Origin of the sequence: Treponema sp. OMZ 799 (assembly GCF_024181365.1) — a bacterium.
GTDB lineage: Bacteria > Spirochaetota > Spirochaetia > Treponematales > Treponemataceae > Treponema_B.
Genome location: NZ_CP051301.1, coordinates 774,042 through 789,748, shown reverse-complemented (window position 1 = coordinate 789,748; position 15,707 = coordinate 774,042). Strand labels below are relative to the sequence as shown.

Sequence of the window (15,707 nt, the reverse complement as noted above, 5' to 3'; positions counted from 1 at the left end):
TTTAAAATTCCATTAAGATTTTATTAAATTTCGTATACCAAAAGGCCTGTTTCTCCCATCGGTATTTCTTTTACGAGTTTACCTTGATGCCATACAAAGGCGCCGCCCCCTGCAGCAGGAGCGTTTTCCTTTACAAGGGAATTTATAAATAAAACCGGGGGTTCCAAAATTGCCGATCTTTCGGCATAGGCGGAGGATTCACCGTTTTCCCATTCGTCCTTTGTATAGCTGCAAAATACCGGCCATAAAAAGGCATCGGGATTGAGGCTGATAATCGGCTCTAAAAGTTCATCTTCCCATAGATCTCCGCATACAATAAGGGCCAGCCGCTTACCCTCAAAATCAAACTCAAAAAACTCTTTCCCCTCCCTATAATCGGCACAAGCCCCTTCAATTCTCCAGCCTTGAGAAACTCTTTTATAAAGACAAATTATCTCCCCGTTTTTTCCGGCTATCATGTAGGAGCTGAAAATAGCACCATGATCGTTTTCGATAAAGCCGAAACCTAGGGCCGTTTTTTCTTTTTGAGCAATTGAACGGATTTTTGCAATGGGTTCCGAGTTTATTTGAAGAGCCGTCAAAATATCTTTTTTATATTCAAAAGAAAGGGAGTCAAAGCCTTGTAAAAAACTTTCTCCGAAAAGAAGAAGGTCAGGTTTTTCGGATTTTGTTTTTTCTATAAAACCTTCAATTTGAGCTATGTTAAAATCAATATCATTATTTTTATTTTCCGATGCACAAAGTCCAATTTTCATATCTTCCTCCATAAAAAAAGGGGCATCCGATATAAAGCAAAAGCTTTTCGGAGCCCCTTATCTTAATAAAAGAAAAATCTTCTTTTATTGTTTAGCAATAGATGCTCTTTAAGAAGTCTAAATCCAATTCGGGATAAAGAACAAATTTATGTAAAATAGCATCTACTTCTTTTTGTATCTCGGCCTTTACAGTGGGGTCAACCACAACATTGGCCTTGCTGGGAGCTCCGCTCTTTGTTACGCCGGGTTTTGAAGCCTTCAATACCCTGTCAATGATTGAAGCGATCTGCTTCATTTCGGCAGGGCCCATTCCAAGACTTGTTACGGCAGGTGTACCTACGCGTAAACCGCTTGTCCACCAAGGACCGTTCGGATCAAAGGGCAAGCTGTTCCTGTTAAGGGTTACACCGCACTCGGACATTGCAGTTTCAGCTTGACGTCCGTTTAAGCCGTATTTTGTTACGTTAATCAGCATTAAGTGATTGTCTGTTCCGTTTGTCTGGAGCTTCATACCGAGCTTCATACATTCTTCAGCGAGGGCGGCAGCGTTGTCTCTTACCTTGTGGGCATAGTCCTGATATTCCTTGCTGTTTGCTTCGCGGAAGGCAACAGCCTTTGAAGCCATAACATGGGGAAGGGGTCCGCCGATTACAAGAGGGCATCCCTTATCTACAAACTCGGCAAATTCTTTTTTGCAAAGAATCATAGCACCGCGGGGACCGCGAAGAGTTTTGTGGGTTGTAGTTGTTACCACATCAGCCCAAAGAACGGGGTTATACTCGCCTTCAAAAACTTTTCCTGCAACGAGACCTGCAAAGTGAGCCATATCGACCATCAAAACGGCTCCGCACTTATCGGCGATTTCTCTAAATTTCTTAAAGTTAATCTTTCTGGGATAGGCGCTGTATCCGGCCAAAAGAATCAAGGGCCTTTCTTCCATTGCTCTTTTTTCGATCTCGGCATAATCAAGCTCGCCTGTTTCCTTGTTTACGGTATATGAGCATGTTCTAAACATCTTTGAAGAAACGTTTTGAACATAGCCGTGGGTAAGGTGACCGCCCGAATAGTAGTCCAAGCCCATAAGTTTTTGGTTTCCAAGAGCATGGCGCAATTCTTCCCAATCCTCATGGCTCAAGCCTTCAAGGCTCATCTTCTTAACCTTTCCTTCGACAACCGTTTCAAATTTCTTTAAAAAGGGTTCTTCAACCTTTGCATTTAAAATTGCCCAATAGGCTACGATGTTTGCGTCAGCTCCGGAGTGAGGCTGAACATAGGCGTGTTCGGCTCCAAATACCTTACAAGCCTCGGCACAGGCTGCCATTTCAACGGCATCTACGTTTTCACATCCTCCGTAATATCTATGTTCAGGGAAACCTTCTGCATACTTATCGGTCAGGAGGTTACCCATAGCAGCTTGAACTGCCAATGAAGAATAGTTTTCGCTGGCGATAAGTTTTAAGTGACTTCGCTGATTCTCAATTTCTTTTACAATGCTTGATGCAACTTCAGGATACACGGATGCAACCTGATCCAAATTGGCCAAATATGCAACCATAGGCAGCTTTGCATTTGAGCCTTCCTTTTCAAGGTATTTTTTTAAACCTTCTTTCATATTGTAACTCCTATCAAAAGTGTGTTTTATACTATTACTCTGTTATTATAACAATTTATAAAATTATATTCTAGTATTCTTACCTGCCGGGAGCTAACTTTCTTTATTCCCTTTTCGATATTTTTTATAATGATCATAAAAAATAAATATCTTTTCAAACAAAAATACAAAAATAATAAAGCCGCAGGCATATTCGCCAATTAAAAATAACTGCTTAAAGTTATCAGAAAAGGGAATAAAAAATTGCAGCATTTTGAGGCTGTAAAGGATCATAGTTGCCGCTATTGTTATTTTACCTCCCCTTGTAGATTTTATTTCGACCGGGAATTTTAAAAGAATAAAAAAAACCATTCCCAAGGCTTGAAACATTAGCCTTCCAAAGATCAAATAGAAAAACCAATTAGGCACCAAACCTAGTTGGTAATATACAATTGAAACAAGGGCAAGCAGGGAGTAATCGCTCATGGAATCCAGCATACGCCCGATCTTTGTTTCCTGATTAAATTTGCGGGCTATAAAGCCGTCAAAAAAGTCCGTCAAAAAAACCAAGATTAAAACAACAGCTAAGATTATTTTTATCTGCTCTATCGAATTTTGCTTTAAAAGAAAAGCTATTAAGGGGACTGAGCTTATGCGGAATAGGGTAATTCCATTTGCAAGATTGATTTTCTCAAGCACAAGATTAGTCCCAACATTTATAAAATCTCCCTTGTATAAAATTAAAAAAAACAAAAGTAAGGAATGCCAGAGAGTTATATGTATTAAAAAAGCACTAAAAATTTCAGTATCCGTATTAAATATCTTATAAATTGCAAAAACGGCTGAAAATTGAAACAGCCAAAAAAACAAAACCAATCTGCCGATTTTTTTTTCCATAACTAAAGCAACAACTCCGAATTCTATTTTTTATTTACAATTCTTTCTTTTTCATAATGAATCAATGTAAAAAATAACAAACCTACCAAAATAAGTCCTATAAGGACAATAAGAGCATTAAACCCTTGCAAAATTATAGCCATTCCGGCAAAAAGATTTATTATAAGCTGTAATATCATAAAAATACCCAAAGCCCCTCTAGGGCTAAAACCTATAAGCATAAGCTTATGATGCAGATGAAATTTATCACCCTCACCTATAGGGCGTCTCTCCCTCAGCCTGCGCCATATTGCTGCAACAGTATCAAAGATGGGAAGCATTAAAATAACAGCTGCAAATTGTACTCCCGCAGCCTCATAGCCAGCCGGAGTCGGTATAAGAGGCAAAATAGACAAAACAAAACCCAAAATTTGTGAGCCGCAGTCACCCATAAAAATCTTTGCACTAGGCCGTGATAAATTAAAAAATAAAAAGCCTACGACTGAGAATGCAAGTATAAGCACTCGGAATATAATCATAGAACTTATACCTATAGAATAATAAATCGCAGCATAGGTTAGGAGAACAGAAACACCTAAACATCCTGCTTGACCGTCAATTCCATCAACAAGATTTATTGCATTGGTTATTCCTATTATCCACAAGAAAGTTATTATATATGTTTCCGGCCCCATGTACCAAAAAAATCCTATTGGTCCAAAGCTTATTTTTTTAAATGTATATCCTCCATATAAGACTATTATAGCAGCAAGCGATTGGACCAACAGCTTAAAAACAGCTCTCCAATTTTTTATATCATCCCACAAGCCCATTATAAAAATAAGCAGGCCGCCCAAGGCGATATAAAAGAAATTTAGGTGCAATAGTCTCAATTCAGGAAAACGGAAATGTAATATCAGGCTTGAAATTAGATAAGCAAAGCCGAAACCTACTCCTCCTATTCTCGGAATATTACCGGAATGTATCTTGCGTCCGCCTATTTTGTCATATAAATTATGTTTTTTTGAAAACATAATAGACATATAAACAAAAACGGCAGATAATACACAGGGAAGAAGAATTATATAAAAAACAAACTGGATTATAGCCAAAACCGGTATTCTCCTTAATCACATTCCGTGACGACATTATACAACAATACAGCTAAATTATCAAGCCTTAACAATAATAGCAGAGAACCTATTTAATTAGAAAAAATAATTATTCTATATTAATTTTTTCAACATAATCTAAAAACGCAGATCGCAGATTAGAATGTTCTTTTTCACTTTGGCTGATTTTTTTCTTTAAATTCTCCAAGGTGTTTTCTATCTCCAGAAGTTTATCTAAAAACATCTTTCCCTGTTGGGTCTCAGATCCGACAGCTTGAATATTTTTACGGATCCTATCTTGTTCGGCATTAAGATTTTTTTGCTCATTTTGTAAATTAAACAAGACACTTTGAGCCTTATCAACCTTTACCTTTTCATTTAAAACATCCTTAAAGGCTTTTTTTATCTTTTCGGGCAGCTTAGAATTGGAATAAATAGCTATCATTGAATTATTATCCATCATATTAATTTGAAGAATTTCTTCAAAAAACCTTTCTTCAACTACCTCAAGTTTTTCTTGCGAGCCAGCTTTAACTTTTATATTAAACCTGTACTTGTTTGAAGTCTTTTCCAACAATTTCTTTTCATCTGCAAGATTAAAACCTGAACTTATAAAATGTTCAACTATAATGGAACGTTCTTTTGATGCAGAATTCTTAACAGTATAAACAGAGTTTTTAGATGATTTATATTTTTTTGTTAAGACTCCTTTTACGATTTTAAGACTATGAATATGTTCTTCAAAGTCCTCAGTTTTTGCTCCTCTCACATCTATATCATCCCCAAAGGCTATAATGCGTTTTTCATTTTCGGGTAAAAACTCCAAAACGGCATCACCTGAATATTCTCCATTTTCAAAAACCGTAATTGCACCGGCAGGAAACTTTAGTCCGGAATTATTCTCGATACTGATGCATAACTTAGGATGCACATCAGCCCCATAGGGTATATTAGAAAAAACCGAATATTTTTGAGCCGGAAGAGAAGCAAGGCTTAAAGGAATCATCGTGCTTTTTTGTCTCGGCAAATTAACGGGCTTAACGGGGGTAAAAGCAAACATTTCCCCAGCAGTACTCGTGGCAACAGTCTGATTTTCAAAATAAGCATCTTCTTCAGCCTCAGTCATAGAAAGTTCAATACTCTCATAATAAGGCTGTTTTTGCATTTTCATAGGAGCTTTTCTTTCTTCTACCTTATAATCGGCAGAATTATCATAAGCGGAATCAAAGGTTTCAGGGCTGGCTGCCTGTCCTGCAAGGATGGGAATAGTTTCACGGTGAGTATAATAGGGTTCATACAAATTTTGTTTAAAACCTACAGGACGGCCGCTTGTAAGGGTAAGTTTTACATCCTTCCAATCAAGATCCGTGGAGTTATCTATTACAGCCCAAGCTTGAAATGCTGCACTTGTATTGCCCATATCAAGCCTATATGTCGGCTTCCAAATAGGAGCTTCCATAACATACGACACCCCTATATTACGCTCTCCTGTCGATTCTATATCAATCGAAATCAGCTTCCTTTCTTTTGCAGAGGCTTCTAAAATTAGACTCAATGCCTTTTGTAAGTCATCATTCCGCTGAGGGTCCGTAAATTTAAAAGATTGTACATCTTTTAAGGATATTATCTTAACACCGTCTGCCGCAGCAATCGACAAAATTATATCAGCCTTAGACTCTTCAATTTTATCCACGCTTAAAATTTTACCGATGATCTTACTCGGCGTATAAACTTCAATTTCGGCTCCCTTCTGCGAGTTAAGGATCTTAAAAATAGAGTTATTTGCAGATAAATCTATCTTTAAACTTTGCATAGTTTTTTTAAGGGTGTCTTCCGATTGATAATTTATCGATAAATTCTTTGCGGCAGGATCTTTTACAAAAATAGATTTTAACACATCGCTTATTTGGGAAGGTAAAAACAGCATCTCTATTTTTCCGCTGCCGCTTACCCTGCCTTCATGCTCATAATGAGCAACTCCTGACGAATAAAGGGTTACCTTTTTTAAAGGAATATCATCCTCATTAAACCCGATTACCGAATCAGAAAATACTGTAGTCATACACATTAATGAAATTAACATAAAAAATAATTTTTTCATACCTCCTCCAAGGAAACAATATCATCACTATTATATCACATACAAGAGTTGCTGACTAGGGTAGATTTTACAGTATTATTAAAAATTCAATTCACCTTCCATTGACATATCTCAAAATAAAACGCATAATGAGAGAATGGTATCAACTATTATTATTTCCTTTTTTATTATTGTTATTGCTGTTGTTATTATTGTTCTCATAGCCACAAGAACCAAAACATCGTCTTCAGGGGGAAGAAAAAAAGTTAAAGGCAGGGCAGTGTTAATGAAAGAAGCCTCACGCCGCTTAGCTCAAAATCCTCACGACGTTGAAGGTCTATTTATAATGGGAGATATTTATTATCAAGACCAAGACTGGGAAAAAGCATACACTGCATACTCTGCCTTATTGGATAGGATGAAGCCTCTTGAAATGAGTAAGCAGCTGGATGTTGCTATCAGGTACGGTACCTGCGCCTTAAAAACAAATAGGATTCCTGAGGCAAAAAAAGGCTTCCTTCTTGCAGAGACAATCAATTCTAAAAATCTTGATGTAAGCTATAATTTAGGTTATATCTATTATCTCGAAAAAGAGTATGAAAAAGCCGTTAAATTTTTCAAAAGAGCCTTAATAATTGAACCAAACAGTTTTTTGGCAACAAAGTATCTTGGATATACGTTTAAGCATTTGCATAAATACAATGAGGCCTTGCCCGCGTTAAAAAAAGCCTTGGATTTTAAGCCCGATGATAAGGAAGTTTTGTTTGCAATGGGCGAATGTTTTTATGAAACGGAGGCAACAGACCGCTGCCTAAAGATATTAAACCACCTTAGGGTAGACCCTGTTTTCGGACCTCAGGCTTCATTATATACAGGTATGATAAGAGCAAAGGCCGATCAGTTAGAAAGAGCAATTGAAGACTTCCAAATAGGTTTAAAGCATACCGGAACACCGGTGGATATTTCCAACGAACTAAAGTACAGATTAGCTCAAGCCTATATAAAAACTCAAGAAATAGGTCAAGCTCTCCATCTTTTAAAAGAAATCCAGAACATAAGCCCGGGATACAAAGATGCAGCAACCTTGATAATGAGATATCAAGAGTTAAACAAAAACAAGAACTTACAGATATATCTGATGTCCGGTCAAAGCGAATTCGTAGCTCTTTGCCGCAAAATAGTAGCCCGTTTTTATCCGAAGGCAAAGGTAAAAATACTGGATATTTCAGTATTGGCCGCCTACACCGATATAGTAGCCGAAATAGATACACCGCGTTTTTCGGATACGGTTATTTTTAGGTTTTTTAGATCTCAGGGAACGGTAGGAGAGCTGCTCCTTAGAGAGCTTCATGCACGGCTAAAAGAAGTAAAGGGCGGGACAGGGATATGTATGAGTGCCGGAACCTTTACTGAAGAAGCTGTTAGGTTTTCTGAAGGACGGCCGCTGGACTTATACGACAAAACAAGACTTTCAAGCGTTTTAAACTCGTTAAAATAAAACTTTGTTTGTTCAATAAAAAAGGCAGCTCATACCGGCTGCCTTTTTGTGCAAAATAATTAAAATCTATAACCTGATAGAAAGACCTAACTTTAAGTTTACACTGTTAGCAATAATATCCTTTATGTTGCCGTCAGTGTTGGAAACTGTATATGATTCATTTCCAACTTTAAATGTTTTTTGAACTTTTAAAGGAGCAAAATAAACAGTATCGGCAATACCGCCGTAAATACCTATCATATCGGTAAAATAAAAACTTGCCAAAATATTTGCACCTAAACCGAACATAACATCTAATTTTTCATACTTAAACTCTTGTCCGTACATAGAAACAGACTGAGTTGCCTTCATAGCGTTTAATCCAAGTCCGCCTCCTAAAAAGAGGTTAAAACGTGTTTTCTTAAACAAGGTTAAACCGGCACCAAGCTGAGTATCAAGGATAAAGGCATTTGTCTTTAAAAACTCATCTTTTTGTGAAGTCGAACCCTTTATGAGATCGCTATGGTTTTTTCCGGGAAAGGCAATTTGGGCCATTAAATAAAGAAATCCGGCTCTTAGATCTACAGCAACGCCTGCGGCATTATTCTTTTCATCTTTGGCATTTTTTATTGACTCTTGTATATCTGCATGAAATACATCAAACTTGCCCTCATTTTTAGTGTGTACAAAATAATTTGTAAAGGCAGGGCCGAAAGAAATTGCAAAATCTGCAAATGCAAAAGCAGCAAATGCAACCGAAATAATCAAAACAAAAATTATCTTCTTGTGCTTCATAATAAACCTCCTATAAAACACATTTTACCTGCTTAATCATAAGCAGAACCAATTCTAAAACGCATATAGTCAGACTTTGTTACAATTTTATTAAAACTAAACCTTTTTTAAAGCTTGAAAGCAACAGCCAACCTTAATGCAAGGTTATTAGCCCATGAATATTTTATAAGGGATTGGATATCCTGCTTTTTTTCTTTGGTAATTGTATAAGTAAAACCGCTTCCGTTTATTGCTTTTCCTTTGTAATACCTCTTGTTTGACATCGGAATAAAATATACGGTATCTTTGATATCAAAGGAAATACCTATATTCTTTGTAAAATAATAGTTTAATGCAACAGTAAATCCTAAGCCGGACATAGCTATGCTTCGTGTCTCGTTAAGTTCCTTTGCTACAGGATTTCCAGTAATAGGATCTACTATAGTTTGTACAAATTCATCGGGAAGCTTTCTTTTTGTCTGAATATAATTTATACCAAGACCTCCGCCCACAAAAATATTAACCGGTAAGCTCTTTAAAATATTAATACCCAAGCCTATCTGACTATCTACAATAACGGAATTGTTTAACCTATTTGTAGCACCCATTGCCTTTAATTTTTCTCCTAAGGGATCATCACCTGTAGGTACCTGTGTAAAGGGAAAGCCTACGCTGATATTAGCATACACGTAACTTACTTTAAGTTTTAAACCTAGGGCTAAGGCATTATATGAATCAACAGACCTTGGAGCATCCATGGTAAGGTTTCCCTCACCTAAGGCCGCTTCCAAGCCTCCGGCCAAATTAGTTTTAAGCGAATCATTATATACTGTCACCATATTATGGTTCATATAACCTAATCCTATATCGCCGGAAATATCCATAACATCGAAGGCCGACAAGGAAAGCATACAGCCAAAAGCTAAAATAATAAAAATAATTTTTTTCATAATTATCCTCCAAGATAAAATTTTATTTAAAAGCATAATTGTATGTTTTCTATAAGTATAGCCCGGTATTAACATATTTTCAATCAGTTCTAAGTATTTTTTATATCTATTGCCGTTTTTGCTTAAAAATAGTAGGATATATACATGAGTATACCGCAGTATCCTGAATTTAAACCCATTTCTCTGGACATGCAGGCCGAAATGGAATTTTACTTAAAAAGACTTCCTGACGGAATATCGGAGCTGACTTTTTTGAATTTATATCTTTTTAGGCATAATTATAAATATCAAGCAGCAAAAACCGACAAACTATTGATAATAATAGGGGAGTATAAGGGTGAAAGCTTTTTTATTACACCCTGCTGTACAGTGGATGTCGAAATAACAAAGGAATTATTGGCAAAATACAAAAGATGGATGATTCTTTCAAAATCTTTTTTAGATAACAACATCAATGCATTCAACCTTCCTTTTCTAAAAGAGTTAAAAATCGAAGAAGATAGAGACAATTTTGACTATATTTATTTGAGAAAGAATTTAGCCGAGCTAAAGGGTAAGGACTTTCATAAAAAAAAGACCCATGTAAACAAATTTGAAAAATCCTACGACAAAATAAAAATTGAACCTCTCACTCTTGAAAATGTAGAAGATGCCAAAAAAGTACTTGAAGAATGGAATAGTACAAAACCGGACTCAAATCCTGAAAATTCCGACTATGAAGCAGCCTTGGAAGCCCTTTCTATCTTGAGCCGCACATCAATGATGGGCATTATTCTCTATGTTTGGGATGAGCCTGTAGCTTGGACCCTTGCAGAAATAACACAAAACAATAAAACAGCAGTGGTTCTATTTGAAAAGGCATTGGCATCTTACAAGGGAAGCTTTCAGTACATTAATTATGCCTTTGCAGGTTATCTGCCTGAGCATATAGAATTTATCAACAGAGAGCAGGATTTAGGCAATGAGGGCCTGAGACAAGCAAAAATGACATATAAACCGATAAAATTCATAAAAAAGTATAGAATTTTATCTTAAATATGATACAATAGGAAAACATGGATTTAGTAAGTACACGAAACAACAATAAGATAGTATCCTTTTATGAGGCTGTAACAAACTGTATGCCGGCTGACGGAGGGCTTTATATACCGAAAGAAGCCTTGGACTTAAGCGATTGGACCTGTCACCTTAACGAAACCTCAAGTTTTACATCTATTGCGGGAACCTTAACCTCTGCAATACTTCAAAAGGAATTCAGCCCGGCCGTTTCGGAGCGTATTGCCGTCTCCGCCTTCGGAAACTACAGTCCCAGAGTAAGGCAATTGGATGAAAGGCTCTTTTTGCTGGACCTTTTTCACGGACCGACCGGCTGCCACAGAGATTTCGGCTTTTTATGGTTCGCCTCAGTTCTTGAGCATATTTTAACCATAACCGATAAAAACGCCATAGTTTTAGGAACTGGCACAAAAAAGAACGGGCAAAGTATGGCAGCCGCTTTCGGCAACAAAAAAAGAGTGAAGACCCTCTTGATTCATCCCAGGGGTTATGCTTGCGGAATCCCCGAAAAATATTTGGCCGAAAACGGAGGTTCGATATACTCTGTAGAGTGTGATGGAGACATAAGAGATGTCGAAAACTTAAAAAGGTCAGTATATCTTGACAGGGAGCTTGTAGAAAAATATGGGCTAACCTTGGCAAATACGGTAAACATAGGACGGCTTTTGCCACAAATTTTCTTTTATTTTTTTGCTTTTACCCGTTTTAAAAAGCATAGTTTCGGCGAAATTTACTATGCCCTCCACTCCGGTAATTACGGAAACCTTTCAGCAGGCCTTTTTGCATGGAAGAGCGGCCTTTCTCTCAACGGTTTTATTACCGATTCTACGCCTGAACTATCCGTAAACAAGGACGGGGATTGCTTTTGCAAAACAATGGAAATTCCTTTAGGCCAAAGAAGTGCAGCAGATCCTGTAAGCCCCTCAAATATTGAGCGTTTGGAACAAATTTTTGAAATAAGCCCTGCAATTATGAAGGCTTTGATTTTTCCTAAGCAGGTAGAGTCAAAAAATTATAAGGAGCTTATTAGAAAAGCCTATCAAAGATATGGTATTATGATAGATACTTCGACAGCTGCAGCCTATGGAGCTGCAATAAAAAGCAAAATTCTCGAAAATAAGGGACCGGAAACCCTTGTACTGATTTCAAAAGATCATCCGGCCTTTGAAGCCGACATAATTGAAGAGGCCTGCGGCGAAAAAACCAATCAACCGGAATACATGAAGGGCTTAGACAGGCCTATAAAAAATATAAAAAAGATACAGGCCTCTAAAAAAGAAATTGAAAATATGCTACAATATATGGAGAGGTAGTTTTTATGTCATATAAACTTGATGGAGCCAAATTCCCCACACTTGAAGAACTGGTAGAAGCCCTCTACCCTATTTATGCAGATAAGATGAGTGAGGAGGAATTTAAAAAATATGCCGAAGAAAACGCCGAAAAAGACTAGGTCTTTTCATTTGAAAAATCAATAATATTTTTTAGCTTATATTCGGCAGCAGAAAACATCTTGCTCATATCCGAATAAATACACGCATAAAAGTTTAAAGACAAAATATTGCATTTATGCACACTATCTTCCGGCCTTTCTTCCCATAAAAGTTTAAATAAAATATGTATCAGAATCAGCCTCTCTGTAGATTCTTTATTAAACCAAACTTCCCCGTCCCACTCGTTTAAGCCTAAATAGTTTTTTATTACTTCATCATGTAAACAAAAGTCCGTAAGAGCTTTAATACAGTTCATGCTTGAACCTAAATTTTCAAAAAACTCTTCCTCTTTTTCGGTCAAACAAAATAAGCGGCTTAACAAAAATAAGGTACTTTTTGAATCGGCTTCTGAGAGTCCGCAAGAGCAAAGCAGTTCGCTAAGGACGTAGTCAAGACGGAACATTTTAATTTTTTCTTCAGGGAATAATTTAAACAAGGCCGACAATAAAAGCCCGGCCGTATACAAAAGAACACTCTCTTTACTGTCAAACACCAATGATTTAAGATCTTTTATAAATAAGAGAACTTCTTCAGTTTTAATATTTTCATCAATTAACGAAGGCTCGTTTGGGCAAAGGCATAAAAAGCAATCCATAGCTTTTTTCAAGCACAATGCACAGGTCTTGCTTTTTTCTTTAAGATTTTTTAAGCTTTCTTTTTCTTCATCGTAAGGAAAGGTTTCAAAAAACACTTCTTCAAAGGCATCAAAAAAATCCAAGAACCTCGGATAAAGTTTTTTCGATACATCTTCAAGTGTCTTTTTTCCTTTTTCACCGATATCGCAATAATTTGAAACTTGAGGGAAGAGTTCCTTAGAGCATAGGTCTTGAATAGTATTGTAAAGGCTTCCGTATTTACATTTATTGATTTCAAATTCCAAATTCTTAAAACCTCGACCCTCTGCTTTTTCATAAAGCACCTTATAATAGCCTCCATCATCTTTCAGCTCATATATATTTAAAAAGACTTGGCATTGGTACCCGTCTAAGGCTGCAAAAAAGCCCTTTTCTGCAAGTTCGGAATTTTTTCTTAAAAAGAATAAGGAAGAGCGCTGTTCATAAAACACCGTAAAATAGGCCTCTCCTGAATTTAGATTAAGAGAGGTCATAAGAGTTTCCTGTCTTAATTCCTTTTCGTTTTTTGCGTTTTTTAAGGCAAAGGCAGCTGAAAGCTTAATCCAGCCCGAAGCTCTTTCATAGGCATTATTATAAAATATCAATGAACGCTCCCCGTCAAAAAAGTTTGACCAAGCAAAGACATTTTCGTTTACGTTTCCCTCATTCCAAAAATCAAATAGTCTGAATTTTTCAACCCCCGAAAAAATACGGCGCTTTTTTAAAAGAGGAAATATTTCGTTTTTATGCCTTTCAAGCAAGCCCCGGTTTACAGCCTCATCCTTATACGCTCTTCTGTACTCCATTCCATATTTTTCGGTAAAGCCTTCGAGCTGGCCGTGCCCGAACATGGGAAGCCCAGGCATCGCCGACATCATTGTACAAATGCCGAAGTATTTATCTCCGTCTCCGAACTGGGCTACGGCGGTTTCTTCATCGGGGTTGTTCATAAAGTTTACATACCGTCTAAGGACTTCGGGATCGAACTCAAGAGTGTTTTTAATTGTTTCCCTGTATTTTGCATTTTCTTCTTTTTTGAGCATGTTCATAAAGGCGGAATTATATACGCGGTGCATTCCGAGGGTGCGCACAAAGTAGCCTTCCATCATCCAAAAAGCTTCGGCAAGCAGGAGGGTGTCGGGAGCTTCTTTTGCACAGCGGTCTACAACTTCCCTCCAAAACTCTTCGGGGATTCTTTTTTCAAATTCCGATATGGAAAGAGCATGGCGGGAGCGGCTCGCAATATCTCCGCCTGAACCGGGGGCCGGATACCATAGACGGCGGATATGTTTTTTGGCAAGCACCATCGCCGCATCAAAGCGTATTATGGGAAAATTACGCGCAACATGGAGAATCTTTTGGATAACCTTTTCGCGGGCTTCCTTGTTTAAAAAATCTATTTGGGCCGTATCGTTCCATGGGAGACCCGTGCCGTCATTTCCATGATAGATATAGCGTACATCCCCGGAATAGTTATCGACACGTTTAAAAACTACAGCGCAATCGGTTTTCGAATAATAGCCTCTTTCAAGATAAACACTTGTTCTCCCATCACGGGAAAGGTTTTCGGTATCGTAATTATACGCAGGAAAGGGTGATTCCCTTGTCTGCAAAAAAAGATTCGGCTCTTCCATAATCCATTTGGAATCAAGGCCTGTATGATTGGGAACCATATCGGCCGCCATTCTGATTCCGAATTTCCAGGCTCTTTCCCGTAAATTAGCCAGAGCCGACCAGCCGCCAAGTTCCTCTGCAATGTCATAGTCGTAGATACTGTATGCACTTGCGGCCGCATCCGAATTTCCGCAAATTTCTTTAATACGGCGGCTTGCCTCAGAGCGCTGCCAAACGCCGATCAGCCAAAGTCCCGTTATTCCTGCATCCGCAAAGAATTTAAGCTCTTCATCGGGAATTTGGTCTAGACGTGTGATGGAAGCAGAATATTTTTTACTCAGCTGATCCAGCCAAACTAAGGTGCTCTTTGCTATTAGAACAAGGTTGGGCATCCAATTTTTATCGGCTGTAAAGGCCTCATACTCTTTTAATAAATTTTCAAAGGTGGGGGCCGGGACATCAAAGCTTCCGCCCTTTGGCGGAGCCCAGCCGGCTTTTTCCTCTTCACGGATAAGATCCTCTGCACCCAAGACTTTCAACAAAAGATTTTGAGTAAACCTAGCCCAATGCTCTTTTATATATTTAAGCTGACCTAAAATGCTGTTGGGACATCGCTTTATAGGCTCTTCCAAAAAAGAAAGAATATCCAGCCGCCCTTGGTCCTTTCCTAATCTGCTCCCTATAGGCTTATTTTTTTTTGACCACTTTTTTGCCGTTTCCCAAAAAATACCGTATGAGTCGATTGTTTTTAAATTGGAGTCATTAAATAAAACTTCAAACTTTGAGTTTGCAGGATTTCTATTTGCAAGGCAGAGTAGGATAAGTTCTTCAAAGGCGAGCAATTTGTTCGGTACATTTGATAATTCATCATTTGATTCAAACCATTCATCCAAGGAAATTTTATCGGTATAAACATCCTTAGGAGGAAAATCTTTACAAAAATCTTTTAGTAAAAAATCAAGACTATGAAAATTTTTGCTCTTAAATTCTTTATCGATAAATTCATATCCTTTTACAAAAAAATCGGCATCAATATTTTGGCGGTAAAGCCTTAAAACATAATGGAGGACCTCATCAAAAATTCCCATAGCGTTCAATTCCCCTGCCTGCAAATGCTTTTGAGCCTTCCCAAAAAGGCCTTCCTTTACAAGAGAATTAAAATTAAAAACGAAGCTATGAACTTCAGATATGTTTTCAAATACGGCATTTCCGCATGAAGAAAAAAGAGAAGACTTTAAATTACACTTTTTACGGACATCTCCATTTATATGAAATTCCATTGCCTGAAAAAAAGAGTTTATATCCATGAATTAAG

The 15,707-nt window shown here is 37.5% G+C and carries 12 protein-coding genes; 4 read left to right on the top strand and 8 right to left on the bottom strand.

Annotated features, from left to right (window positions below; all coding sequences use genetic code 11):
* Nucleotides 1-23: 23 nt before the first annotated feature.
* The 5 genes from E4O04_RS03555 to E4O04_RS03535 all read right to left on the bottom strand — a co-directional run bounded on the left by E4O04_RS03555 (nucleotide 24) and on the right by E4O04_RS03535 (nucleotide 6,435).
* The gene (locus tag E4O04_RS03555) at nucleotides 24-755 is read right to left on the bottom strand and encodes a carbon-nitrogen hydrolase family protein (protein ID WP_253685457.1); all 732 of its coding nucleotides are present in this window, start codon (nucleotides 753-755) and stop codon (nucleotides 24-26) included.
* 91 nt (nucleotides 756-846) lie between these two features.
* On the bottom strand, nucleotides 847-2,367 hold the full coding sequence (locus tag E4O04_RS03550) for a glycine hydroxymethyltransferase (RefSeq protein ID WP_253685459.1): 1,521 nt from the start codon (nucleotides 2,365-2,367) through the stop codon (nucleotides 847-849).
* Nucleotides 2,368-2,460: 93 nt separating this feature from the next.
* On the bottom strand, nucleotides 2,461-3,243 hold the full coding sequence (locus tag E4O04_RS03545; protein WP_253709931.1) for a CDP-alcohol phosphatidyltransferase family protein: 783 nt from the start codon (nucleotides 3,241-3,243) through the stop codon (nucleotides 2,461-2,463).
* Between the two features lie 23 nt (nucleotides 3,244-3,266).
* Nucleotides 3,267-4,334 carry an MraY family glycosyltransferase gene (locus E4O04_RS03540; RefSeq protein WP_253685463.1) on the bottom strand — a complete coding sequence of 356 codons (1,068 nt, stop codon included), beginning with the start codon at nucleotides 4,332-4,334 and terminating at the stop codon, nucleotides 3,267-3,269.
* Between the two features lie 109 nt (nucleotides 4,335-4,443).
* On the bottom strand, nucleotides 4,444-6,435 hold the full coding sequence (locus E4O04_RS03535) for a DUF4139 domain-containing protein (RefSeq protein ID WP_253709929.1): 1,992 nt from the start codon (nucleotides 6,433-6,435) through the stop codon (nucleotides 4,444-4,446).
* 136 nt (nucleotides 6,436-6,571) lie between these two features.
* Between E4O04_RS03535 and E4O04_RS03530 the strand changes: the two genes are divergently transcribed.
* Nucleotides 6,572-7,912: a tetratricopeptide repeat protein gene (locus tag E4O04_RS03530; protein WP_253709918.1), complete on the top strand. Its 1,341-nt coding sequence runs from the start codon at nucleotides 6,572-6,574 to the stop codon at nucleotides 7,910-7,912.
* A gap of 66 nt (nucleotides 7,913-7,978) precedes the next feature.
* Here the strand turns inward: E4O04_RS03530 and E4O04_RS03525 are convergent, their stop codons facing one another.
* Both E4O04_RS03525 and E4O04_RS03520 read right to left on the bottom strand, forming a co-directional pair.
* Nucleotides 7,979-8,686: a DUF2715 domain-containing protein gene (locus E4O04_RS03525; protein ID WP_253709916.1), complete on the bottom strand. Its 708-nt coding sequence runs from the start codon at nucleotides 8,684-8,686 to the stop codon at nucleotides 7,979-7,981.
* Between the two features lie 107 nt (nucleotides 8,687-8,793).
* Entirely contained in the window at nucleotides 8,794-9,615 is an 822-nt protein-coding gene (locus E4O04_RS03520; RefSeq protein ID WP_253709914.1) for a hypothetical protein, read from the bottom strand.
* Nucleotides 9,616-9,759: 144 nt separating this feature from the next.
* Here E4O04_RS03520 and E4O04_RS03515 point away from each other — a divergent pair, with 144 nt between their 5' ends.
* The 3 genes from E4O04_RS03515 to E4O04_RS14075 are packed head-to-tail and all read left to right on the top strand — an operon-like array spanning nucleotide 9,760 to nucleotide 12,124.
* The gene (locus E4O04_RS03515; protein ID WP_253709911.1) at nucleotides 9,760-10,650 is read left to right on the top strand and encodes a DUF2156 domain-containing protein; all 891 of its coding nucleotides are present in this window, start codon (nucleotides 9,760-9,762) and stop codon (nucleotides 10,648-10,650) included.
* Between the two features lie 20 nt (nucleotides 10,651-10,670).
* Nucleotides 10,671-11,984 carry a PALP domain-containing protein gene (locus tag E4O04_RS03510; protein WP_253709909.1) on the top strand — a complete coding sequence of 438 codons (1,314 nt, stop codon included), beginning with the start codon at nucleotides 10,671-10,673 and terminating at the stop codon, nucleotides 11,982-11,984.
* A 5-nt stretch (nucleotides 11,985-11,989) separates the two neighbouring features.
* Entirely contained in the window at nucleotides 11,990-12,124 is a 135-nt protein-coding gene (locus tag E4O04_RS14075) for a hypothetical protein (RefSeq protein WP_010689391.1), read from the top strand.
* Here the strand turns inward: E4O04_RS14075 and E4O04_RS03505 are convergent.
* Nucleotides 12,121-15,699, bottom strand: a complete 3,579-nt coding sequence (locus E4O04_RS03505) for an alpha-amylase family glycosyl hydrolase (protein ID WP_253709908.1) — start codon at nucleotides 15,697-15,699, stop codon at nucleotides 12,121-12,123. The genes E4O04_RS14075 and E4O04_RS03505 overlap by 4 nt on opposite strands.
* Nucleotides 15,700-15,707: the final 8 nt, after the last annotated feature.

Coding starts and splice junctions, on each gene's coding strand:
- E4O04_RS03555 (WP_253685457.1), bottom strand. CDS start 755: ATGAAAATTGGACTTTGTGCATCGGAAAATAAAAATAATGATATTGAT.
- E4O04_RS03550 (WP_253685459.1), bottom strand. CDS start 2,367: ATGAAAGAAGGTTTAAAAAAATACCTTGAAAAGGAAGGCTCAAATGCA.
- E4O04_RS03545 (WP_253709931.1), bottom strand. CDS start 3,243: ATGGAAAAAAAAATCGGCAGATTGGTTTTGTTTTTTTGGCTGTTTCAA.
- E4O04_RS03535 (WP_253709929.1), bottom strand. CDS start 6,435: ATGAAAAAATTATTTTTTATGTTAATTTCATTAATGTGTATGACTACA.
- E4O04_RS03530 (WP_253709918.1), top strand. CDS start 6,572: ATGGTATCAACTATTATTATTTCCTTTTTTATTATTGTTATTGCTGTT.
- E4O04_RS03525 (WP_253709916.1), bottom strand. CDS start 8,686: ATGAAGCACAAGAAGATAATTTTTGTTTTGATTATTTCGGTTGCATTT.
- E4O04_RS03520 (WP_253709914.1), bottom strand. CDS start 9,615: ATGAAAAAAATTATTTTTATTATTTTAGCTTTTGGCTGTATGCTTTCC.
- E4O04_RS03515 (WP_253709911.1), top strand. CDS start 9,760: ATGAGTATACCGCAGTATCCTGAATTTAAACCCATTTCTCTGGACATG.
- E4O04_RS03510 (WP_253709909.1), top strand. CDS start 10,671: ATGGATTTAGTAAGTACACGAAACAACAATAAGATAGTATCCTTTTAT.
- E4O04_RS14075 (WP_010689391.1), top strand. CDS start 11,990: ATGTCATATAAACTTGATGGAGCCAAATTCCCCACACTTGAAGAACTG.
- E4O04_RS03505 (WP_253709908.1), bottom strand. CDS start 15,699: ATGGATATAAACTCTTTTTTTCAGGCAATGGAATTTCATATAAATGGA.